21 protein-coding genes are annotated in these 21,525 nt (G+C 71.2%); 6 read left to right on the top strand and 15 right to left on the bottom strand.

The window, feature by feature from the left end:
* Window positions 1–166: 166 nt before the first annotated feature.
* From ACWD6R_RS29945 to ACWD6R_RS29935, 3 genes are read right to left on the bottom strand one after another with little or no spacing between them, the layout of a single operon-like run.
* Entirely contained in the window at window positions 167–877 is a 711-nt protein-coding gene (locus ACWD6R_RS29945; RefSeq protein WP_451821550.1) for a response regulator, read from the bottom strand.
* On the bottom strand, window positions 874–2,106 hold the full coding sequence (gene macS / locus ACWD6R_RS29940) for a MacS family sensor histidine kinase (RefSeq protein WP_451821549.1): 1,233 nt from the start codon (window positions 2,104–2,106) through the stop codon (window positions 874–876). The genes ACWD6R_RS29945 and macS overlap by 4 nt, the downstream gene beginning before the upstream one ends.
* A 50-nt stretch (window positions 2,107–2,156) precedes the next feature.
* Window positions 2,157–2,900 carry a lysophospholipid acyltransferase family protein gene (locus ACWD6R_RS29935; protein ID WP_451821548.1) on the bottom strand — a complete coding sequence of 248 codons (744 nt, stop codon included), beginning with the start codon at window positions 2,898–2,900 and terminating at the stop codon, window positions 2,157–2,159.
* A gap of 356 nt (window positions 2,901–3,256) precedes the next feature.
* Here ACWD6R_RS29935 and ACWD6R_RS29930 point away from each other — a divergent pair, with 356 nt between their 5' ends.
* Complete coding sequence (locus tag ACWD6R_RS29930) at window positions 3,257–4,036, top strand: alpha/beta hydrolase (RefSeq protein WP_451821547.1); 780 nt, start codon at window positions 3,257–3,259, stop codon at window positions 4,034–4,036.
* A complete protein-coding gene (locus ACWD6R_RS29925; RefSeq protein ID WP_451821546.1) occupies window positions 4,029–4,670 on the top strand; it encodes a hypothetical protein in 642 nt (213 codons plus the stop codon). Before ACWD6R_RS29930 ends, ACWD6R_RS29925 begins: the two co-directional genes overlap by 8 nt.
* 295 nt (window positions 4,671–4,965) lie before the next feature.
* Here the strand turns inward: ACWD6R_RS29925 and ACWD6R_RS29920 are convergent, their stop codons facing one another.
* The 6 genes from ACWD6R_RS29920 to ACWD6R_RS29895 all read right to left on the bottom strand — a co-directional run bounded on the left by ACWD6R_RS29920 (window position 4,966) and on the right by ACWD6R_RS29895 (window position 10,096).
* Complete coding sequence (locus ACWD6R_RS29920) at window positions 4,966–5,730, bottom strand: endonuclease/exonuclease/phosphatase family protein (protein ID WP_451821545.1); 765 nt, start codon at window positions 5,728–5,730, stop codon at window positions 4,966–4,968.
* Window positions 5,731–5,810: 80 nt separating this feature from the next.
* Window positions 5,811–6,752 carry an ROK family glucokinase gene (locus tag ACWD6R_RS29915; protein WP_393308316.1) on the bottom strand — a complete coding sequence of 314 codons (942 nt, stop codon included), beginning with the start codon at window positions 6,750–6,752 and terminating at the stop codon, window positions 5,811–5,813.
* Window positions 6,753–6,827: 75 nt separating this feature from the next.
* Entirely contained in the window at window positions 6,828–7,286 is a 459-nt protein-coding gene (locus ACWD6R_RS29910; RefSeq protein ID WP_451821544.1) for a DUF5304 domain-containing protein, read from the bottom strand.
* Between the two features lie 106 nt (window positions 7,287–7,392).
* Window positions 7,393–8,730, bottom strand: a complete 1,338-nt coding sequence (locus tag ACWD6R_RS29905) for an ArsA family ATPase (RefSeq protein ID WP_451821543.1) — start codon at window positions 8,728–8,730, stop codon at window positions 7,393–7,395.
* Between the two features lie 4 nt (window positions 8,731–8,734).
* Window positions 8,735–9,184: an SRPBCC family protein gene (locus tag ACWD6R_RS29900; RefSeq protein WP_266986565.1), complete on the bottom strand. Its 450-nt coding sequence runs from the start codon at window positions 9,182–9,184 to the stop codon at window positions 8,735–8,737.
* A gap of 105 nt (window positions 9,185–9,289) precedes the next feature.
* Window positions 9,290–10,096: a metallophosphoesterase family protein gene (locus ACWD6R_RS29895; protein ID WP_451821542.1), complete on the bottom strand. Its 807-nt coding sequence runs from the start codon at window positions 10,094–10,096 to the stop codon at window positions 9,290–9,292.
* Window positions 10,097–10,377: 281 nt separating this feature from the next.
* On the opposite strand from ACWD6R_RS29895, the gene ACWD6R_RS29890 reads away from it, so the two are divergent.
* Window positions 10,378–12,174, top strand: coding sequence for an AMP-dependent synthetase/ligase (locus ACWD6R_RS29890; protein WP_451821541.1), 1,797 nt, complete (start codon window positions 10,378–10,380; stop codon window positions 12,172–12,174).
* 66 nt (window positions 12,175–12,240) lie between these two features.
* Here ACWD6R_RS29890 and ACWD6R_RS29885 read toward each other — a convergent pair whose 3' ends face one another.
* Entirely contained in the window at window positions 12,241–13,383 is a 1,143-nt protein-coding gene (locus ACWD6R_RS29885; protein WP_451821540.1) for a glycosyltransferase family 4 protein, read from the bottom strand.
* Between the two features lie 98 nt (window positions 13,384–13,481).
* Here ACWD6R_RS29885 and ACWD6R_RS29880 point away from each other — a divergent pair, with 98 nt between their 5' ends.
* A complete protein-coding gene (locus tag ACWD6R_RS29880) occupies window positions 13,482–14,768 on the top strand; it encodes a glycosyltransferase 87 family protein (RefSeq protein WP_451821539.1) in 1,287 nt (428 codons plus the stop codon).
* Here the strand turns inward: ACWD6R_RS29880 and ACWD6R_RS29875 are convergent.
* From ACWD6R_RS29875 to ACWD6R_RS29855, 5 genes are all read right to left on the bottom strand, one after another.
* Window positions 14,725–15,972, bottom strand: a complete 1,248-nt coding sequence (locus ACWD6R_RS29875; protein WP_451821538.1) for a hypothetical protein — start codon at window positions 15,970–15,972, stop codon at window positions 14,725–14,727. The genes ACWD6R_RS29880 and ACWD6R_RS29875 overlap by 44 nt on opposite strands.
* A 17-nt stretch (window positions 15,973–15,989) precedes the next feature.
* On the bottom strand, window positions 15,990–17,021 hold the full coding sequence (locus ACWD6R_RS29870) for an NlpC/P60 family protein (protein ID WP_451821537.1): 1,032 nt from the start codon (window positions 17,019–17,021) through the stop codon (window positions 15,990–15,992).
* Window positions 17,022–17,261: 240 nt separating this feature from the next.
* The gene (locus tag ACWD6R_RS29865; protein ID WP_451821536.1) at window positions 17,262–18,290 is read right to left on the bottom strand and encodes an NlpC/P60 family protein; all 1,029 of its coding nucleotides are present in this window, start codon (window positions 18,288–18,290) and stop codon (window positions 17,262–17,264) included.
* 283 nt (window positions 18,291–18,573) lie between these two features.
* Window positions 18,574–19,935 (bottom strand): NYN domain-containing protein, encoded by a 1,362-nt coding sequence (locus ACWD6R_RS29860; RefSeq protein ID WP_451821535.1) that lies wholly within the window; start codon window positions 19,933–19,935, stop codon window positions 18,574–18,576.
* Window positions 19,936–19,972: 37 nt separating this feature from the next.
* Window positions 19,973–20,215 carry a hypothetical protein gene (locus tag ACWD6R_RS29855; RefSeq protein ID WP_266986548.1) on the bottom strand — a complete coding sequence of 81 codons (243 nt, stop codon included), beginning with the start codon at window positions 20,213–20,215 and terminating at the stop codon, window positions 19,973–19,975.
* A 163-nt stretch (window positions 20,216–20,378) separates the two neighbouring features.
* Here ACWD6R_RS29855 and ACWD6R_RS29850 point away from each other — a divergent pair, with 163 nt between their 5' ends.
* Complete coding sequence (locus tag ACWD6R_RS29850) at window positions 20,379–21,128, top strand: rhomboid family intramembrane serine protease (RefSeq protein ID WP_451821534.1); 750 nt, start codon at window positions 20,379–20,381, stop codon at window positions 21,126–21,128.
* Window positions 21,125–21,406: an Lrp/AsnC family transcriptional regulator gene (locus ACWD6R_RS29845; RefSeq protein WP_398948423.1), complete on the top strand. Its 282-nt coding sequence runs from the start codon at window positions 21,125–21,127 to the stop codon at window positions 21,404–21,406. Before ACWD6R_RS29850 ends, ACWD6R_RS29845 begins: the two co-directional genes overlap by 4 nt.
* Window positions 21,407–21,525 lie beyond the last annotated feature (119 nt).

Genomic DNA, 21,525 nt, shown 5'->3' with positions numbered 1-21,525 from the left:
CCGTATCCCTGGTGCGCCGCTCGCGCTCAGCCGAAGAAGACGCCGACCTCCGCGTAGAGCGCCGGATCGGCGCGGATGACCGCGTTGAGTCCGGGGCAGTCGCCGCCCCCGGTCAGTACTCCGACCCGCGTGACTCGGGCGTCGTTGAGATCGGACGCCGTTGAGCTCAGGCGTCGTCGAGGCCGCGCTCGATCGCATACCGCACGAGCTCCACCCGGTTGTGCAACTGGAGCTTGCCCAGGGTGTTCTGGACATGGTTCTGGACGGTGCGGTGCGAGATGACCAGCCGCTCGGCGATCTGCTTGTACGAGAGTCCCTTGGCGACCAGCCGCAGCACCTCGGTCTCCCGGTCCGTCAGCTGCGGTGCCTTCGGCTCGTCCGACGCGACGGGCGTGGGCTCGGATGCCAGCCTGCGGTACTCGCCGAGCACCAGTCCGGCGAGGCCCGGGGTGAAGACCGGGTCGCCGACGGCGGTGCTCCGCACGGCCTCGGTCAGCTCCTGCGTACTGGCCGACTTGAGCAGATAGCCGGTGGCGCCGGACTTCACCGCTTCCAGTACGTCGGCGTGCTCACCGCTCGCCGAGAGCACCAGGACCCGCAGGCCCGGGTGGGAGCCGACGAGTTCCTTGCAGACCCGGACGCCGGGCATCCCCGGCAGGTTCAGGTCGAGGACCAGGACGTCGGGGGTGGCGGCCCTTGCCCGGCGCACGGCCTGCGGTCCGTCACCCGCGGTCGCCACCACGTCGAAGCCGGACTCGGCGAGGTCGCGGGCGACGGCGTCGCGCCACATCGGATGGTCGTCGACGACCATCACCCTGATGGTCCGCTGCTCGGCGCCCTGCGCGTTCTCGGCGCCCGCGGTGTTCTCCGTACTCATCGGCCGGATCCTGCCTTCCCCCGTGAAACCTTCGGAACCTTCAACTCGACCTCGGTGCCCTGGCCGGGCACCGAGATCAACTCTGCTGTGCCACCCAGGTCGCGCAGCCGCCCCCGGATCGACAGGGCGACCCCCATCCGGCCTTCCCCCTCGGCCTGGGCCAGCCGCCCCTCCGGGATGCCGGGGCCGTCGTCCCGGACCGTGACGATCACCTCGTCCGGCCAGTCCTCGACGAGTATCCACGCCTGGGCGTCCTGGCCGGCGTGCACCCTGACATTGTCCAGGGCGGCACTGACAGCGGCCGCGAGTTCCTTCGCCGCCGCCGGGGCGAGCAGGACCGGAGCACCGGGCTCCGCGAAGCTGACCCGGGAGCCGGCGTGCGGGGCCAGCAGGGCGCGCAGATCGCAGTCGGCCGAACCGGACGGGCCGTCCTCCCGGTCGTCGACCTCGACCGTACGGACCACCGCGCCCTCGGAAGTGTCCTCGGAGACCCGGGTGGTGGGCACCAGACCGCTGGAGACAAGGGTGCGCAGGGCGACTTCCTGTTCCCCTGCCATCCGGCCCAGCTCGGCGGCCTCGCCGCCCAGCGCCGTGCCGCGGCGCTGCACCATGGCGAGGACCTGGAGCACGCTGTCGTGGATGTCACGGGCCAGCCGCTCCCGCTCCCGGGTCGCCGCCTCGATCTCCAGGGCGCGGGCGAGAGTGCGCTCACTGGCGCGGGCGACCTCGACGACGTACCCGATGGCGATGGAGGCGACCCAGACCAGCAGCACGTTGTGGAAGGTGTCCCGGCTGGGTTCGCCGCGCTCGATGATGTTGGCGACAGCGACGAAGGTGGAGGCCAGCGCCGCCCACCGCCAGCCGCCCTTGATCGCGAACGCCAGGACGGAGCCCGCGGTCCAGATGGACGGCAGGGTCGGGCCGTCGAAGTGCTGGGCGTCGAAGTCGGCGAGCGGAGTGAGGAGGATGCCGGCCAGGGCGAGGACGAGGTCGGCGCCGAGGAACCGCTTGGTGCAGTTCGCGGCGTTCGCGACCTTCGGGAGGGTGGCGAGCGTCCAGACCGCCATGACGGCCAGGAAGGTGACAGCCACCCAGGGCCGGTCGTACTTCTCCCGGCCGAAAATGGCCAGCAGGATCGCGTAGACCATCGTCAGAAGCCGGTACGCGGTCAGCGCGCGCCACAGCGGCTGTTCGACCGACATCCGTACGACCCGCTCGCGCTTGGCCATGTCCCCCACCCCCGGACGGACGCCGACGCGGTGACGCGCCGGCTGTTCCGTCACCCTTCCGCGCCGGGCTTTCTGCCCACGTGCTTCTCTTCCTCCGCGCGACGCTTCGCCTCGTCCGCGATCTGGCGCTTGGCCGCGGTCGCGTAGATGTCGACGTACTCCTGTCCGGAGAGCTTCATGATCTCGTACATCACCTCGTCGGTGACCGAGCGGAGAATGAAGCGGTCGCCCTCCATGCCGTGGTAGCGGCTGAAGTCGAGCGGCTTGCCGATCCTGATGCCCGGGCGCATCAGCTTGGGGATCACCTGACCGGGCGGCTGGATCTTCTCCGTGTCGATCATCGCCACGGGGATGACGGGTGCTCCGGTGGCAAGCGCCACCCGGGCGAGACCGCCGGGCTTGCCGCGGTACAGGCGGCCGTCGGGCGACCGGGTGCCCTCCGGGTAGATGCCGAAGAGCCCGCCGCTCTCGATGACCTCTATACCGGCCTTGATCGCCGCCTCACCGGCACCGCGGGCACCGGACCGGTCCACCGGGAGCTGGCCGACGCCCTTGAAGAAGGCGGCGGTCAGCCTGCCCTTCACGCCGGGCGCGGTGAAGTACTCGGATTTGGCGATGAAGGTGACCTTGCGGTCCAGTACGGCCGGCAGGAAGAAGGAGTCGGAGAACGAGAGATGGTTGCTCGCGAGTATCGCCGGCCCCTGAGCGGGGATGTTCTCCAGGCCCTCCACCCACGGCCTGAAGGCGAGCTTCAATGACCCGCCGATGGAGAACTTCATTGCGCCGTAGATCAACTCGGGTGCCTCCTGTGTGCTGTCGCATTGACCTTAACCCGTGGTGCTGCCGCCGTTCCTGCCCGGCACGGGGCCGAAGCACGGCTGTGACCGGTGACGGCCCTGGTCGGTGTCAGTCCGGTCGCGTACGGTGAAGTAGTCCTTCTTGGACCGACCGGCAATTGGGGGGTGGGTGAAGGAGCGGGGCTGGGGTGCGTGCATCGCAAGGCGGAGGATTGAGCCATGGCGGAGCCATGGTGATGGACGACAACGCCGCGAGGTGCGTGCCCCGGCCCCGTGACGCCGCCCCCCAATTGCCGGTCGGTCTTACACTCCCCCTTTCGCTCCCTTTCGAGCCTCACGAACAGGAGACCCCGGTGCCGGTCCTTCCCGGAGCCGAGCCGTTCCGCCACGAGGGCGGAGAGGTCGGCGTCCTCCTCTGTCACGGATTCACCGGTTCGCCTCAGTCGCTGCGCCCCTGGGCCGAATATCTCGCGGAGCGCGGACTCACGGTCGCGCTGCCGCTGCTGCCCGGGCACGGCACCCGCTGGGAGGACATGCAGGTCACGGGCTGGCAGGACTGGTACGCGGAGGTGGACCGGGAGCTGCGGGCCCTGTCGGAGCGGTGCCGTCAGGTCTTCGTCTTCGGGCTGTCCATGGGCGGTGCGCTGTCGCTGCGGCTGGCGGCGAAGCACGGAGACGCGATCAGCGGTCTGGTGCTCGTCAATCCGGGCAACAAGGTGCATGGCCTGGCGGCGTACGCACTGCCGGTCGTCCGCCATCTGCTGCCGTCCACGAAGGGCGTGGCGAACGACATCGCCCGGGAAGGCTCCACCGAGATCGGCTACGACCGGGTGCCGCTGCACGCGGCGCACTCCCTGCGGAACTTCTTCCGGCTGGTCGACGCGGAGCTGCCGCAGGTCACCCAGCCGCTCCTGCTGCTGCACAGCCCGCAGGACCATGTGGTGCCGCCGGCGGACTCGGCGCGGATCCTCAGCCGGGTGTCGTCCACGGATGTCGAGGAGATCCTGCTGGAACAGAGCTACCACGTGGCGACGTTGGACCACGATGCGGAGCGGATCTTCGACGAGAGCTACTCGTTCATCGGCCGCCTCGCTCCGAGCATCGGGCAGAAGGGGAGCACGTCAGGTGGCTGAGCACGACGCGGAGCGCGCGGGTAGCGAGGAGGAGCGCGAACCGCGCCCCACCGAGGGAACGGCCGTGCCCGAGGGCGGCGCGGGTGCGCCACATGTCCCCGGGGGTCCGGGCCAGGGTGAGGCAGTCGACGAGGACGCCGCCTGGGAGGCGATCGTCGCGGGCTACGGCGAGGAGCCGCCGGACCCGCCGGGCGCCAAGCCGTTCAAGTCGATCGACGGCCTCGCGCTCCTGGAGGACGGCGAGCGCAACCTCCTGGAGCCGGACAAGGGCATCAAGAAGAAGAAGCCGCCGGAGAAGCCGCTCGGCAGTTCGGTCGTCTTCGCCCCCGGTGTCGGCGGTCCCCGCGACTACGAGGTGGCGGAACCGGCGGACGGCGACAGCGACGAGGGACACTTCGTCCCGCCGGAGCCGCCTCCGCTGCCGGAGGCCGATGTCACGGCGAAGTTCGCCTGGCTCGCGGTCGTCGGCGGACCGGTGCTGATGCTGCTCGCTGTGCTGTTGCAGTGGGAGATGACGTGGTGGCTCACCACGGTCTGCATCGGCGGTTTCCTGGGCGGCTTCGCCACCCTGGTCGCGCGGATGCAGCCCGACGACGAGGATGACGACGACCCCGGGCGCGGCGCGGTGGTCTGAGAGCCTGTCGGGTGACCTTCGATCGGAAAGCGGACGCGGTCTGGTGCGTGCAATTCCAAGGCGCCGGAAGGCCCTCGGATGGGGTCTCCCCTGCTCGAACGAAGCTGAGAGCTTGGGGAAGGAGCTACTAGGGCATTTCGGCAACGCGGGAAGCGTGCGTGCCAGGGCGTGGCCGCCCGATCAGAGGTCACCCGACAGGCTCTGAGTCGTCTCCCCCGGATCAGGCCGGCTGAGGGTGTCCGGTCGTATGAGGGTCGGACCGGACGCCGCAGGCCCGGCGAGACTCCGGGGGGCACTAGGCGGGCGAGGACAGGGCGGGCACCCTGAGCGCGGCCAGTACCGGCAGATGGTCGGTGGCCGCGCACAGGTCCTGCTCCGTGACGCCGGGCAGTCCCGACGGGACTCCGCAGCCGAGGACTTCGATGCCTCTGCTCGCGAAGACCGCGTCGATGCGCAGGCGCGGATCGTGGGCCGGGAAGGTGAGCTCGCCACCCCACGGCCGGACGGACCGGCCGTCCTGGAGCCGCCCGGCCAGCAGCTGGAAGGCTTTCCCCTCCGGTGCGTCGTTGAGGTCGCCGGCCACGATGACATGCTCGACCTCCATGGCGTCCAGCCGGTCGAGCAGCAGGTCCGCCTGGACCACGCGCTCCTCGTGGCGCAGACTCAAATGGCAGCTCAGCAGTCCGATCCGGGTGCCCGCGATCCGTACCACCGCAGTGGCGAAGCCTCTGCGGTGCAGTCCGGGGGTGCGCGGCAGCAGCAGGTCCTCCGTGCGTTCCACGGTGGCGCGCAGCGAGCACAGGAGCAGCGGCCCGGCGGCGGTGGCGCCGCCGGAGAGGACCACCAGGTCGGTGTGGGCGGCGAGCCAGGCGGCGCGCTTGCGCCAGCGGAAGAAGCGCGGGGCCTCCTGGATGAAGACCAGATCGGGTGCGCAGGCGCGGATGACGCGGGCCAGCGCCTCACGGTCGTCGCGCATCGACCGGATGTTGTAGCTGAGCACTCTGATGACGGCCGAACCGTCCGGCTCGGTACGGGAGTCGGGCAGCTCCGTCATGACCATACGGCTCACCATACGACGGACGCCCGCCGCTGCCGGTGAGGGCGCGACGGGCGTCCGGTGTTGTCCGTGACGTGGTGGGCTCAGCCCTGGCGGGCCAGGTCCGCCGCGCCCACCAGGCCTGCCTTGCCACCCAGTTGGGCCGCGAGCACCTGGGCGTGCGGCCGCCATTCGCCGCCGATCAGCCAGCGCCGGAACGACTTGCGGATCGGGTCGAGGACGAGCTCGCCCTCGTCCGAGACGCCGCCGCCGACGATGAACGCGGACGGGTCGAAGAGCGAGGCGAGGTCGGCGAGTCCGGCGCCGGCCCAGCGGGCCAGCTCGCGGAACGAGTCGATCGCCACCGGGTCGCCCTGCCGGGCGGCCGCGCTGATGTGCTTGCCCTCGATGCCGTCCACCGTGCCGTCGCCCAGGGCGAGAAGGACCGCGGCGTTCTCCGGGGTGGCGTTGGCACGCTGCTTCGCGTACCGGACGAGCGCGCGCCCGGATGCGTACTGCTCCCAACAGCCCTGGCTGCCGCAGCCACAGAGCAGCCCGTCCGGGACGACCCGGATGTGGCCGAATTCGGCGGCCACACCGAAGCGTCCGCGGCGCAGTTTGTTGCCGATGATGATGCCGCCGCCGAGGCCGGTGCCGAGCGTGATGCAGATGACGTCGTCGTGGCCCTGGCCTGCGCCGAAGCGGTATTCGCCCCAGGCCGCCGCGTTGGCGTCGTTCTCGACGACGACGGGGAGGCCGACGCGCTGCTCGACCTTGTCCTTCAGCGGTTCGTGCCGCCAGTTGATGTTCGGCGCGAACAGCACTGTGGCGCGCTTGTCGTCGACATATCCGGCAGCGCCGATGCCGACCGCTTCGACCTCGTGTCCCTCGCTGGCGCCGGACACTGCCGCCGCGATCGCGTCCACGATGCCTTCAGCCGTCGGCGGGGTCGGCACCTTGAACATCGAGAGGATCCGGCCCTCTTCGTCGACCACTCCAGCCGCGATCTTCGTGCCGCCGATATCGACGCCGATGGTGAGTCCCATGAATCCCTCAGTTTCGGTCGAGCCCCGCTGTGGCCAACCGTACCCGAGCCCCGCTCCCCGCCCTATCGGCGCCGGTCAGTCCAGGTCGATGTGTTCGCCCGGCCCGCTGTCGTCGTCGCGCGGGTCGGTGGGGTCGCCGGCCTTCTTCGAGGCGCCGCCGGGGTCGGCGGCGCCCTGGGTCCAGCGGCGTTCCTGGCCTTCGACGGCGGAGCGGTAGGCGGCGAGGAGTTCGCTGCCGGCCGCGGCAATGTGGTCGAAGACGTCCGGATTGCGTTCGATAACGGGCTCGACGGCGGCCTTCGCCTGCTTGATCACCTGTTGTACGGCGCCCTGGGCGGCGACGCCGAACAGCGGTGACTGGAGGGAGGCGACCTTGTCGGCCACGGCGTCGACCAGCTTGCGGAGCTCCTCGGCCGCGGAACCGATCGGCGGGCTGTACTCGGCGCGGCGACGGGCCTTCTCGGCTTCCAGGTCCTCGGCGCAGGCCTTGGCCCACGCGTCGTCGTCGACGGGACGATCGGTGGCTTCGCTCATGGCGGACTCCTGCGACGTGGTTGCGGACGTCGCGCGTGCGGGGGTGTGGTCCACCGCCGCATCCGGGACGCGTACTACCGACGTTACCCGAACGGTGGTACGCCGTTCAGGAGGTCCGCGGCCACAGTGCGGGGTCCGGCGTGAACCGGACCCGCAGCACACCGTCCGTCAGTGCGGCGCCGGAGACGGTGCAGCGGCGCAGCCCGGACTCCAGCGGCACGATCCGGTGGAACGGGCCGACGGTCAGGAGCAGTTCGTCGCCGCGCCGGACCAGCTGCAGGTCCTCCTTGACGGCTCCGGGCAACGGCAGGCACCAGACCAGGACCCCGTCGCCGTCCTCACCGACGGCCGGCTGCGGCGAGACGGTCGCGTCCGGTCGGCCACGGAACGGTTCCCGCAGCTCGTCGTGGCCGTCCGGGGCGTTCGGGTCCTCGATCCACCAGGGGTCCTGGGCGCGTCCGCCCGGCCGGTCGTCCAGCTCGGCGGCGAGCCCGTCCCCCGCGAAGAGCCCGCCGCCGGTGCCCGCCGCCTCGAAGGTGGTGCAGCTCGACGAAGTGTCGAGGAGGGTGAGGTCGTCGAGCCCCTGCGGGTCCCGGCCGAGATGGGGCACCTCGCACAGGGACGCGGCCGGCACCCACTCCTCGTACCAGTGGCCGATGCACTTTTCCTGCTGGGCGGCGAGATCGGCGAACCAGGGGTCGGAGGAGTGCCTGGGCAGCACCCGGTTGACGGTGAGCGTGTCGACGCGCAGTCCGTGCAGGGCGAGTCCGGTGCGGGCGGTGCGCAGGGCGTCCTCGGCGGCGGGTCCCGGTTCGGCGACGAGGCGGACCGTGGTGCTGCGGTCCTCGACCAGGGTCTGGACGGAGGCCAGCTCGGCGTCCCGGCGGGCGGCGGTCTCGTACAGCCACTGGGCGGGCATAGGGACTCCGGCGAGCTGGGCGAGCATCGGGCGCAGGGCGCGGGCGGCCTGGCGCTCCGGGGGCAGCAGGCGGCGCAGATAGCGGCGCAGCTGTTCGGGCAGGGCGAGCACGGCGAGGGCTTCGCGCAGCGGGGGCAGGTCGACGACGAGGGTGTCGTAGCCGTCTCGCGACCAGTCGCCCCGGGCTGCGCGGCGCAGGGTGTGCAGCAGGGCGAGCTGGGCGCTGCCGGGGAGTTCGGTCAGCTCCTCGCCGTCGAGCCGGTTCCCGCCGAGCAGGTCGAGTACCGAGGACGCCTGGTCCTGGAGGGAGAGAAGTTCGGTACGGAAGTGCTCGCCGGAGTCGATGCGGGCGAACCGGAGTCCCTCGGTGACCTCGGTGGGTTCCGTGCCGGTGGGGAAACCGGGTATGGCGTCGGTGGAGAGCAGCAGTGTGCGGCGGCCGCGGCGGGCCGCGGCCAGTGCGGTCGCCGCCGCAACAGTGGTACGGCCGGCGCCGCCGGGGCCGGTGACGAGGACCGTACGCATCCGGTCAGCCCCGCGGGACGGACTCGACGCGCTTCTTCAGACCGGCCAGCGCGCGGTCGATGATGACCTTTTCCGCCTTGCGCTTGATCATGCCGAGCATCGGGATCTTGACGTCGACGGTCAGCCGGTAGGTGACCTCGGTGCGGCTGCCGTCGCCGAGCGGGGCCAGTGCGTAGGAGCCGTCGATGGCGCGCAGCATCTGGGACTTGACCAGGGTCCAGCTGACCTCATGGTCGCCGGTCCAGGTGTAGGCGAGCGTGTGGTCGTCCTTGATCGCACCGGCGTCGAGGACCAGCCGGACCTTCTCGGCGCGGCCCTGCTCGTCCTTGGCGAGGACCTCGGCCTCCTTGACCTCACCGGTCCACTCCGGGTACCGGTCGAAGTCGGCGATGACTCCCATGACGTCGGCCGGTGCCGCCTCGATCGTGATGGTCGAGCTGGTGTGTTCAGCCATCGCTGTGGCTCCTCCAGTGCGGTGTACCGGTCGGTCGGCAGAGGCCTGCCGCCAGAAGGCTATCGCGTGCGCGGGGCGCATCGTCCCAGGGTCGGGGCCGTGTGGTCACCACTCCAGGGCCCAGGGCCGGCCGGTCGAGGCGAAGTGACCGACGTTGACGCATTCGGTGGCGCCGATCCGCATCCGGCGGACCAGCGGCTGGTGGACATGGCCGAAGACGGCGTACCGGGGGCGGGTCCGGCGGATCGCGTCGAGGAGCGCCCTGCTGCCACGCTCGAACCGGCGCGCCACCGTGTCGTAGGTCAGCTCCGGTACGTCGGGCGGGATGTGCGTGCACAGGACGTCCACCTCGCCGACCGCCTCGATCTTGGCGGCGTACTCCTCGTCGCTGATCTCGTACGGGGTGCGCATGGGGGTTCGGAGCCCGCCGCCGACGAAGCCGAAGACGCGGCCGCCGATCTCGGCGCGTTCGCCGTCCAGGACGGTGGTGCCGGGGCGGGCGTATTCGGGCCAGAGGTCGGGGATGTCGACATTGCCGTACGTGGCGTACGTCGGTGTGGGGAAGGCCGCGAACATCTCGGCATACTGATGGCGCACCGCACCGACGATGGTGGCATTGCGGTCCAGGCCCGCCCAGAGACCGCGGCCGAAGTCACGGGCCTCCTCGTAGCGGCGGGCGGTGCGCAGCTCGACGATCCGGTCGGCGTTCTCCACGCCGAAGAGTTCGGGGAAGATGCCGCGCGAGTGGTCGGCGTAGTCGAGGAAGAGCACCAGGTCTCCCAGGCAGACGAGGGCGTCGGCGCCGTCCCCGGCCCGGGCCAGGGCTTCGGTGTTCCCGTGCACGTCACTGACCACGTGGATCCGGGTACGGCGTGCGGTGGCACCCTCGCGGCTGTTCGCTCCGGCTGGCATGACGATCACCCTAGGATGCCGCCGACGGCCTGGGTAGAGCCCGCCGGACCTGCGAATACTTCATGCTTGTCACCTGGGTGCACTACTGTGCGCGCGAGGATCACCGATATGTGTGACGCATAAGACATCTGACCGGAACCCCCTATCCGGAACCGAGTACTGGTGGGTAACGTCCGGGCAGTCCAGTCGTGCTCACCCCACTGAGCAACCTGCCGGTCTTGGACCGCAGCCGGTACGTCACACAGAGCCGTGACACCGGAGCCCGATGAGGAGCAGCAGTCTTGCGCGAGTTCAGCCTTCCGGCCCTGTACGAGGTCCCCTCGGACGGCAACCTGACGGATCTCATCCGCCGCAATGCCGCTCAGCATCCCGATGTAGCGGTGATGAGCCGCAAGGTGGCGGGCGTGTGGACCGATGTCACCGCCACCCAGTTCCTGGCCGAGGTCAGAGCCGCCGCCAAGGGCCTGATCGCCGCGGGTGTGCAGCCCGGCGACCGGATCGGTCTGATGTCCCGTACCCGCTACGAGTGGGTGCAGCTGGACTTCGCGATCTGGAGCGCGGGCGCGGTCACCGTCCCGGTGTACGAGACCAGCTCCGCCGAGCAGGTCCAGTGGATCCTCGGCGACTCCGGTGCGGTCGCGGTGATCGTGGAGAGCGACGGGCATGCCGAGTCCGTCGCCGCCATGCGCGACCGGCTGCCGGAACTGCGCAACGTGTGGCAGATCGACAACGGCGCGGTCGACGAGCTGACCGCGTCGGGTACGGAGGTCTCGGACGAGACCGTCGACCTGCGCAGCGCCGGCGCCAAGGCCGACGACCCGGCCACCATCGTCTACACGTCGGGCACCACCGGCCGCCCCAAGGGCTGTGTGCTCACGCACCGCAGCTTCTTCGCCGAGTGCGGCAACGTGGTGGAGCGGCTGAAGCCCCTCTTCCGTACCGGCGAGTGCTCCGTACTGCTCTTCCTGCCCGCGGCCCATGTCTTCGGCCGGCTGGTCGAGGTGGCCGCGGTGATGGCCCCGATCCGGCTCGGCTGCGTACCGGACATCAAGAACCTCACCGACGAGCTGGCCGCGTTCCGGCCGACGCTGATCCTCGGTGTGCCGCGGGTCTTCGAGAAGGTCTACAACTCGGCGCGTGCCAAGGCGCAGGCCGACGGCAAGGGCAAGATCTTCGACAGGGCCGCGAACATCGCGATCGCCTACAGCCGTGCGCTCGGCACCCCTCAGGGTCCGTCCATCGGCCTGAAGTTCAAGCACAGGGTCTTCGACCGGCTGGTCTACAGCAAGCTGCGCGCCGTGCTCGGCGGCCGCGGCGAGTACGCGATCTCGGGCGGTGCGCCGCTGGGCGAGCGGCTCGGGCACTTCTACCGCGGCATCGGCTTCACGGTGCTGGAGGGCTACGGCCTCACGGAGACGTGCGCGGCCACCGCGTTCAACCCGTGGGACCGGCAGAAGATCGGTACGGTCGGCCAGCCGCTGCCCGGCTCGGTCGTCCGGATCGCCGACGACGGCGAGGTGCTGCTGCACGGCGAGCATCTGTTCGCGAGCTACTGGAACAACGAGGCGGCGACGGCCGACGCACTGGCCGACGGCTGGTTCCACACGGGCGACATCGGCACCCTCGACGAGGACGGCTATCTGACGATCACCGGCCGCAAGAAGGAGATCATTGTCACGGCGGGCGGCAAGAACGTCGCTCCCGCAGTGATCGAGGACCGGATCCGCGGGCACGCCCTGGTCGCGGAGTGCATGGTGGTCGGCGACGGGCGGCCGTTCGTCGGTGCGCTGATCACCCTGGACGAGGAGTTCCTGGGCCGCTGGGCCGAGGAGCACGGCAAGCCGGCCGGCTCGACGGTGGTGTCGCTGCGCGAGGACCCGGAGCTGCTGGCCGAGGTGCAGCGGGCGGTGGACGACGGCAACGCGGCGGTGTCCAAGGCGGAGTCGGTACGCAAGTTCCGCATCCTGGCCTCGCAGTTCACCGAGGAGGCCGGCCACATCACGCCCTCGCTGAAGCTGAAGCGGAATGTGGTGGCGAAGGACTTCGCGGACGAGGTGGAGTCGATCTACCACGGCTGATCCCGCGGTTGCAGGTGTACGGGGAGGGGCCCGCGCGACTGGTCGTGCGGGCCCCTCCCCGTATCTTCAGAGCAGCGCCTTGAGATGCTCCGCGAGCAGGTCCCAGCGCCACTTCTCCTCGACCCAGGCCCGGCCCCGCTCCCCCATCCGCCGGCACAGTTCGGGGTCGCCGAGCAGGGTGGCGACGCGGTCGGCGGTCTCCTCGACGGAGCCGCCCCGCACCACCCAGCCGGTCTCGCCGTCGAGTACGGCGTCGGGCGCGCCGCCCGAGTCGCCCGCCACCACCGGCAGTCCGGTAGCGGACGCCTCCAGGTAGACGATGCCGAGCCCCTCGACGTCGAGGCCGCCGCGACGGGTGCGGCACGGCATGGCGAAGACGTCGCCCGCGCCGAAGTGGGCGGGCAGCTCCTCCCAGGGCACCGGTCCGGTGAACCGCACCGAGTCGGTGACGCCGGTCTCCGCGGCCAGCTTCTCCAGCTCCTTGGCGTACGGTCCGCCGCCGACGATCAGCAGGACGGCGTCCGGCTCCCGCGCCAGGATCGCGGGCATCGCGAGGATCAGGGTGTCCTGGCCCTTGCGGGGCACCAGCCGCGACACACAGACGACGACGGGTCGGTCCGAGAGCCCGAGCCGGGCCCGGATCCGGTCCCCGCCGGAGTCCGGGTGGAAGGTCCTCTCGTCGACGCCGGGCGGCAGTTGGACCATGCGGCCGACGGCCTCGGGGGTGAGCGCGCCGGCGATCCGGGAGCGGGTGTACTCGCCGAGGTACGTGATCGTGTCCGTGCCCTCGCCTATCCGGCGCAACAGCTGGCGGGACGCGGGAAGTTGGGCCCAGCCGGCCTCGTGCCCGTGGGTGGTGGCGACCAGCCGCCGGGCACCCGCCCTCCGCAGTGCCGGCGCCATCAGCCCGAGGGGGGCCGCGGCCCCGAACCAGACGGAGGTGCAGTCGTGTTCGCGCAGCAGCTGGACCGCGCGCCGGGTCACCCGCGGGGTCGGCAGCAGCATCGTCGTACGGTCACGGACGACGGTGAACGGCTGCTCTGCGTCGAACGCGGCGGTGGCCGCGACACCCTCGGGACTCCGCTTCCAGGTGGAGGCGTAGACGACGAGTTGTCCGGGGTCCAGGCGCAGCGCCATATTGTGCAGAAATGCCTGGATGCCGCCGGGGCGGGGCGGGAAGTCATTGGTCACGATCAGCGTCTTGTCCATCGCCGCCGACAGTACCGAACGGCCCGGATTGGTGGCTCGCCCGCAGTCACGCCGTGCATCATGGCTCGGAGCCACTGGCGAAGGGGATGGGCGCGGGCATGACAGCAGCAGGCGGCACCGGCAGATTTCTCGCACCCGTCGCGGTGTGGGCGCTCACCAGGGCCGCGTTGCTGCTCTGCGTCTTCAAGGTCGTCACGTTGCCGGGCCCGGACGTGACGAGCGACGTCTCGGTGATCTACCACGGCTGGTCCGAGGTGCTGAAAAGCGGTACGTACCCGCAGTCCGATGTCACCTGGCAGTACCCGCCCGTCGCGGCGCTCGCCATCCTCTCCCCCGCCCTGCTGCCGTTCCTGGACTACGCCTCGGCCTTCTTCGTCCTCGCCTTCCTCTGCGACGCGCTGGTGCTCGGCCTGCTGCTGTACGCGGGCCGCCGTACCGGCAGGCGGACCGCGGGCGGCTGGGTGTGGGTGGCGGGGGTGCCCCTGCTCGGCGCGACCGCGTACGCGCGGTACGACGTGATGGTGACGGCGGTCGCGGTGGCGGCGCTGCTGGCGGGGGTACGGCATCCGCGGGTGCTGGGGGCGCTGGCCGCCTTCGGCGCGCTGCTGAAGGTGTGGCCGGTGCTGCTGCTGGCCGGGACCGCGCGCGGGGAGTCGACCCGCCGCTCATGGACGGCGGCGGTGGTGACGGCGGCCGGGCTGCTGGTGGTGTGCACGGCCGCGTTGCCGGGAGCGCTGGCCTTTCTCGGGTTCCAGCGCGACCGCGGCACCGAGGTCGAGTCGCTGGGGGCGCTGGTCTTCCATGTGGCGCGGCAGTTCGGCTGGCAGGGCCGGGTGGAGCTGAACTACGGGTCGCTGGAGTTCCTGGGGCCGCATGTGCCGCTGGTGAGCACGCTGGCGCTGGGGCTGAGCATCGCCGCGTTCGGCTGGCTGGTGGTGTGGCGCCTGCTGGCCCGTGACTTCGGGGTGAGCACGCCGGCCGATGCGGCGTTCACGGCGGTGCTGCTGTTCACGACCACGAGCCGGGTGATCAGCCCCCAGTACATGCTGTGGCTGGTCGGTCTCGCGGCGGTCTGTCTGGTCTTCCGGTCCAGCCGGATGGGGCTGCCGGCCGTTCTGGTGCTGGTCGCGACGGGCGTCACCCAGCTGGAGTTCCCGCTCGGGTTCATCCACGTGGTGACCAGCGACGCGCAGGGCGTGACGCTGATGTTCGTACGCAACGGTCTGCTGGTCGCGGCGACCCTGGTCGCGTCCCGGCGGCTGTGGAAGGAGACGGTGCCCGCGCCGGTCCGCCGGGACCGGCACCGGCTGCCGGTCCGGTCGTCCGCTCCGGCGGGGCAGGTCAGCCGAGACGGGACCGCAGATACTCCCGCCAGCGCGCCGTGAACTCCTGCGGCGTCGTGCCGAGCGCGTCCTGCATCGCCTGCTCCACCGCTCCGTCCCGTCCTGAGCGCCCTCCGACGGCCCGGTAGAAGGCGAAGAGCTTCTTCTCGCCCCAGTGGCCGGCGATGAGTGCGCAGGCCAGCCAGCCGCCCTCGTACGCCCTCGCGAGGCGCCCGGCGTCTCCCGTGAACCCGAACTCCTCGTCGGTGGGCAGTTCGGCGGGCAGCTCACCGCGCCGGACCGCGTCGGCCAGTTCGGGCGCGGCCTGCTCGGCAGTCCGGTGCTCGGCACGGTAGGCCGCCCAGTCGGCGAAGCCCTCGGAGAGCCAGGTCGGGGTGGACGCGGAGGTGCGGGCGCGGGTGGCGACATGGGCGGTCTCGTGGGTGAGGACGATCCGCTGCCCGAACGTGCCGAGCGTCGCGTACGCCTGAGGGTTGACGATCACCCGGTCCGCGGGCGCCCGGCCGCCGGTCTCACCGGTGGTGACGGCCGCTATGCCCCGGTAGTTCGCCGCCGGTGACCCCAGCAGCCCGGCCATGTCGTCGATCGTCTCCGGTACGAGGACCACCACGCGGCCGGCCCAGCGCTCCGGCCAGGCGGCGGAGACGGCGGGCACTGCACGGTCCGCGGTGCCCGCGATCGCGCGGAGCTCCGTCGTTGTCCGCCCCACACCGAGGACGAGACTTCGCCTGCCCCGTACGACCTGGACGTCGCCCTGCTGCCACAGCTGCAGGCCGCCGTCCCGGCCGGCCCGGTCCGCGGTGATGTACCAGCGGCCGTCCGCCGGGTCCCGCTCCAGGTCGAGCACCCGGTCCGCGGTGACCGGAGCACTGTCGTAGCCCGCGATCCGGTAGCGCAACTCGACATCGGCGGTGGCCCGGTCGGCTCCGCGCCCGCGCACGTCCGTCACCTTGTACGCCCATGAGCTCAGCGGCACGTCGGCGAGATGGGCCAGCTCGCGGCGCTGGGCCGTCCGCAGCCCGGTGGCCCCGGGGGCGAGTGCGGCGAGGAAGCCGTCCGGGTCGTGGTCCAGGACGGCGGCGGCGCGGCGGTCCAGGGTGGCTCCGATGGCCCGGACGGTGGGGTCGGGGGTGGCGGGGGCGGGGGCCGTGCAGGCGGACGCGAGCAGCAGTCCGGCGAGCGCCGCACCCGCCGCGCGCCGCCGTCCGTGATGTCCCCGCCCTGCGGTGCGCCCCTGATCAGCCACGTGACCGAGGGTACGGGTCAGACGCGGGTCACCGAGGAGACCGGCATCATGCCGACCGGGTCGTAGCGGACCGGAGCACCCGGGTACGGAGCATGGATCACCTGCCCATTGCCCATGTACATCCCGATATGGCTGGCGTCCGAGCGGTAGGCCACCAGATCGCCGGGGCGGGCCTCGGAGAGCGGCACCATGTGGCCGGCGTACCGCTGCGCCTGCGAGGTGCGCGGCAGGCTGACACCGGCCTGGGCGTACGCCCACTGCATCAGCCCGGAGCAGTCGAATCCGGCGGGTCCGTTGGCGCCCCAGATGTACGGGAGTCCGACGGCCCGGCGGGCGGCCATGACGGCGGCCGCCGCCCGGGGCGAGCCGGCCGGCAGACCGGCCAGGGCGGAGAACGAGGCGTCGCGGCCGGAGCGCGAGGCGCGATCGAAGGCCGCCCGGTCCGCGGCGGGCAGCGAGGCCAGCAGCTGCCGGGCCTGCCGGAGCTTGCCCTCGACGGTCCGTTTGTGCCGGGTGGCGGCTGCCTTGTTGCGCTCCAGGCCGGCGAGCGAGCGGGCGGCCTCCGCACGGACCTGCGCGAGGCCGCGCCGGGCGTGCTGGAGTTCGTGCAGGGCGGTGGTCTGACGGGCATTCAGCCGGTCCAGGGTGGCTGCCCGGTCGAGGTAGCTGTCCGGATCGGCGGAGAGCAGCAGGGCGAGCGAGGGGTCGATGCCACCGGAGCGGTACTGCGCGGCGGCGGCCGAACCGAGCGCCATGCGCATCCGGTTGATCCGTTCCTGACCGCGGGCCGCCCGTTCCTGGGCCCGGTTCAGCTCGCCGCGCAGCCGGTCGGCGTTCTCCCCCGCCCTGTTGTACTGCTCGGTGGCGTGCTCGGCCTCGCTGTACAGCCGGTCGATCTCGGCCCTGGCCGTCCGGGGCGTGTCCTTCGGGTCGGCGTGCGCGGCTGCCGCCCCGAGCGTGGCGGCGGCGGTCGCCGCGGCCGTGGACAGGACTGTGACCCGGACGCTCCGGTTGACGCCGGGCTGTGTGGAACGGCGATGGGACACCACAGGACGCCGCACTCCCTTCCGCTGTACGCAGACGTACGCGGCCCCCTGGCGCCCGGGACGGGCGGACCGACGGACGGGAGCCGCACAGCAGGCAGACAGTAGTCGGGCGACTACGGAGCGCACGAACGGCCGCGCCGGATGGGTGCAGGTCACGAACGACGGCGCCCCGCCGGTGACCTGTGGTCTCCGGCGGGGCGGACTGTCTGTGCGGGGCGCGGGAATTCGCCCGTTCGGGCGTCGTCAGCCGACGCGCACGCCGAACTGGAAGCTGCCGATGGTGTTCATCGACTCGTAGCGGACGAGCGTGCCCGGGTACGGGGCGTGCAGGACGGTGTTGTTGCCCGCGTAGAGGCCCACGTGCTCAGTGTTGTTGAAGAAGACGAGGTCGCCCGGCTTCAGCGCGCTGCGCCCGATGTGGGTGCCGTCGTTGACCTGGGTGTACGTGACCCGGGAGATGTGGACGTTGGCCTGGGCGTAGGCCCACTGGGTCAGCCCGGAGCAGTCGAAGGATCCGGGGCCGGTGCCGCCGCGGCCGTACGGCTTGCCCACCTGGCCGGCGGCGGCGTTCAGGGCGGCGGCACCCCAGGCGGAGGCGGGGACCTCGTTGCCCAGGTCGACCCGGTCGCCCGCGGCGCGGCTGGCACGCTGTTCGTCCTGGCGCATCTTCGCGCGCTCGGCCTCGGTCATCGTGTTGAGCAGGCGCTGCGCCTCGGCCAGCTTGTCCTGGAGCTTCTTCTTCTTCGCGCCGAGCGTCTTGCGCACGTCCGCGAGGTCACCGAGTTTGTCCTGGGCCTCCTTGCGCTCCTGCGCGAGGACCCGCTGCTTCTCCTGGATCTTCCCCAGGGTCTCGGTCTGCTTGGCCGTCAACTGGTCGAGGACCGAGGCCTCGTCGAGGAAGGTGTCCGGGTTGGACGAGAGGAAGAGCTGCACCGACGGGTCGATGCCACCGGAGCGGTACTGCGCGGCGGCGAGCGAACCGAGGCCGTTGCGGAGCGTGTTGAGCTCCCCCTGACCGCGGGCCACCTTGTCCTGCAGCGCGCCGGCTTCCTTCTCCAGCTTCTGCTGCTTCTCCTTGGCGCCGTAGTACTGCTCATTGGCCGCGCCGGCCTCGTGGTTGAGCTTCTCGACCTTCGCCTTGACCTCACTCTTGGTCGGCTTGGGGTCGGCGTGGGCCGCCTGGGAGGTCAGGGCCACGGCCGCGGCGGCGGTCACGGTGAGCACGGTCACGCGGGCGCGGCTCGGCTGCTTGGGACGACGGTGGGACGCCACGAAGGCGAGCTCCTTCTTCCTCTGAGCCGCCTACCGGGCTGTGGGGGACTGATCCCCGGCTCCGCGCACGTCACGGACTCGGCGGTTCCTTCGCTGCCACCCCGGATGGGTGATCAACCGTGCGAAGGTTCGAAGCCCGACCTTAGTGACCATCTTGTGATCAGTTCAAATCCTCACAAGAAAAATCTCGCCACAGCAGGTACTTCTTTACTCTCATCACACAGGGCGTAGCGGCGACTTGACGGTACGTTCCCTGATTTCCGACAAGTGGCCACAAGGCACGTCAGACGCGCGAAAGCCGCTTCAGGAGCAAGACGGACGCAACGGGCCTGGCCCCTGCCTTCGCCACACCGTCCGCCACTTCACGGTCGGTGGAGACCACCACGACGGGCCTGCCCGGCGGTTCGGCGCGGGCGAGCTGGCGGATGAGTTCGTCGGCGGTCACGCCCGGCTTGCTGAACAGCACACGCACCCCGCGCGGAGGTGCGAGCAGCACCGGAGCGGCCAGTTCGGCCCCGTCGAAGACACAGGTCATCTCGGCGCCCGACTGCGCGGCGAGCACCGCGAGACCGCCCAGCAGCCGCAGCCGCTGCTTCTCCAGCGGCAGCTGCGGATAGCCGGTCTTGGTGACGTTGTAGCCGTCCACGATCAGATGCGCCTGCGGCAGCGCGAGCAACTGGTCGAGCAGGGCCGGATCGGTCTCCGAAAGAGCCCTGGCGGCAATGTCCTTGGGCGACATCGCGCCGGGCTCGACCGCGTCGACACTGTCCGCGGGGCGGATCGAGGAGGGCGGCAGGGCCAGTTCGCGGCGCAGCCCCCGGGCCGCGTCGAGCACCGTGTCGAGGAGCAGCCGCAGCCGCATGTCCTCGACCGAACGCCCCTCCCTGGAGGCCCTGCGGCTCGCCTCGACGGACGCCTCCGCCTCACCGAGCCGGGCCCGCAGCCGCCGGGTCTCGCTCTCGGCGGCGGAGGCCTGGGCAGCCGCCTCGGCCCGCAGGGCGTCGGCCTCGGCCTTGCCGCGGCGCACCGCGGCCTCGCCGCGCTTGACCTCGCTGAGGGCGGACCGGAGTTTGCGCTGCAGCGAATCGGCTTCCTTGCGGGCCGCGTCGAGTTCGGCGCGGAGCCGTTCGGTCTCGCTCTTCGTCTGGGTCCGGGCCTGGGCGAGCTCCTCGCGCAGCCGTTCCAGCTCGCGCCGGCTCTCCTCGTCGGCCCGCTCGGCGTCGGCGCGCTGGACCTCCTCGCCGGCGGCGGCGACCAGTTTCACCCAGCCGACCGGGCGCAGCACATAGGCGGCCGCGGCCACATCGACGGGATCGGCGGCGGCCGGCGGCGACCCGGCCTCCACGGCAGCGGCCAGCTCCGGCTGGGACTCCCGGAGCCGTTCGCCGATGCGCTGACGGAACAGGGTGTCGCTCTCCAGGGCGGCCGCCATCGCGTTCCCGGCGAACTTGGCGCGCCGGGTCGGGGTGAAGCGGGCGTACTGCCTGAGCTGGGCCGGGAGTTCGGTGACGGTCAGGCCGCCGAACGCGTCCGAGACCAGCGCGACGACCCGCCGCCGTACGCCTTCGGGCAGCGGGCGGTCGAGCGCCTCGACGGCGTCGCCGGCTCCATCGGCCGGCTCGGCGCCGCTATCGGGCTGCTCCACGATCCGTCACCCCAAAATGTCTGTCCGCACGGCCCCGTCAGGAGTCGGCACCCGGCCTGTCGACTAGTTCGATCTGGTCCACCGCGTTACACCAGCGGCAGCGGACCGACTCGATGGTCTCACTGACCACCTCGCGTTCCTCGACGGTCGACTCACCGGCCAGGTCGAGATGGACGTATTCGACGACCTTGGAGGTGCGGGTCACATCGAAGCGGGTGAGATTTCCGCAGAGCGTGCAGCGCCAGCGGGTCCCGTCGGTCGGCTGGGGAACCGTTGTCATCGTTGCGTCCTCTTTCGTCGAGCATCGTGCTGCTTCCCGCACAGAATCTCGCGGTGCGCCGTCGAACTGCGGATGTCCTGCTGCAACCCTACGGCCTTGCACATACCCATAGACACGGCGAGGCGGTCTGTCCCGTTCCGTCACCTTGCGTCATGCTCTGTGCATGATCGATCGGCGGGCCGCGAGAGACGGAGTGACCGGCAGGCTCCTGCGCGCCGCCACGGCGGCCGGTGCGCAGGTGACATATGCCCTCATCGCCCTGTGCTGCGCCGTCTTCCTGATCAGCCCGCTCTCCGGCTTCAACTCCACCTACGGCACCGCCGACACCCTGCTCGCCGCCCAGGCCGGGTACTTCGAGCGCTGGGGGGTGATCCCGAGCGAGCTGTGGGCGGGCTCGGTGCAGGCCCTGCTCACCCCGCTGACCGCACTGTTCGTGCACGGCAGCTGGCTTCATCTGCTCGGCAACATGCTCTTCCTGTACGTGTTCGGGGCGATGGCCGAGGAGCGGATGGGCCGTGCCGAATTCGCCTTCTTCTACCTCGGCTGCGGCTATCTCGCGCTGCTGGCGTACGCGGCGGCGCACGCGAACTCCGACCAGACCCTCGTCGGCGCGTCAGGGGCGATCTCCGCGGTGCTCGGGGCGTTCCTCTACCTGTTCCCCAGGGCGCGGGTGACCAGCCTCTTCCCGTTCCTGCTCTTCCTTCCGCTGCGCTTTCCCGCCTGGATCGTGCTGATCTTCTGGTTCGTGCTGCAGTGGATGGCGGCGCAGAGCGCGGGCAGCGGTCCCGGGGTGGCGTATCTCGCCCATGTGGTCGGCTTCGTCTGCGGCTTCCTCTACGCCTGGGGACGCTACCGCCGTGGGGCTAGAGTGAAGGCTCCAGCCACGGCCACCGAGGGAGAAAGCCAGCCGTGATCACCGCGATCGTGCTCATCAAAACCAGCGTGGACCGGATTCCGGAGATCGCCGAGGCCATCGCCGCGCTGGACAATGTCAGCGAGGTCTTCTCGGTCACCGGTACGTACGACCTGATCGCCATGGTCCGGGTGTCCAGGCACGACGACCTCGCGGACGTCATCCCCGGCCGGATCAGCAAGATCCCGGGTGTCGAGGGCACCGACACGCATGTCGCGTTCCGTACGTACTCGCAGCACGACCTGGAGGCGGCCTTCGCCATCGGTCTCGACGCGTAGGTTCGCGTCGCACTTCGGCCGGGGACGGGCAGTGCTGCCCGTCCCCGGCGTAGTGCGACGGGCCCGACCGAACGGCGGCGCGCCCCCGTGCCGGGCCCCCCGGCCCACCGACGGGCGGG

This window comes from Streptomyces sp. NPDC005151, assembly GCF_053599875.1.
The sequence above is the reverse complement of the archived record's forward strand: the minus strand, read 5'-3'. Positions and strand labels throughout refer to the sequence as shown.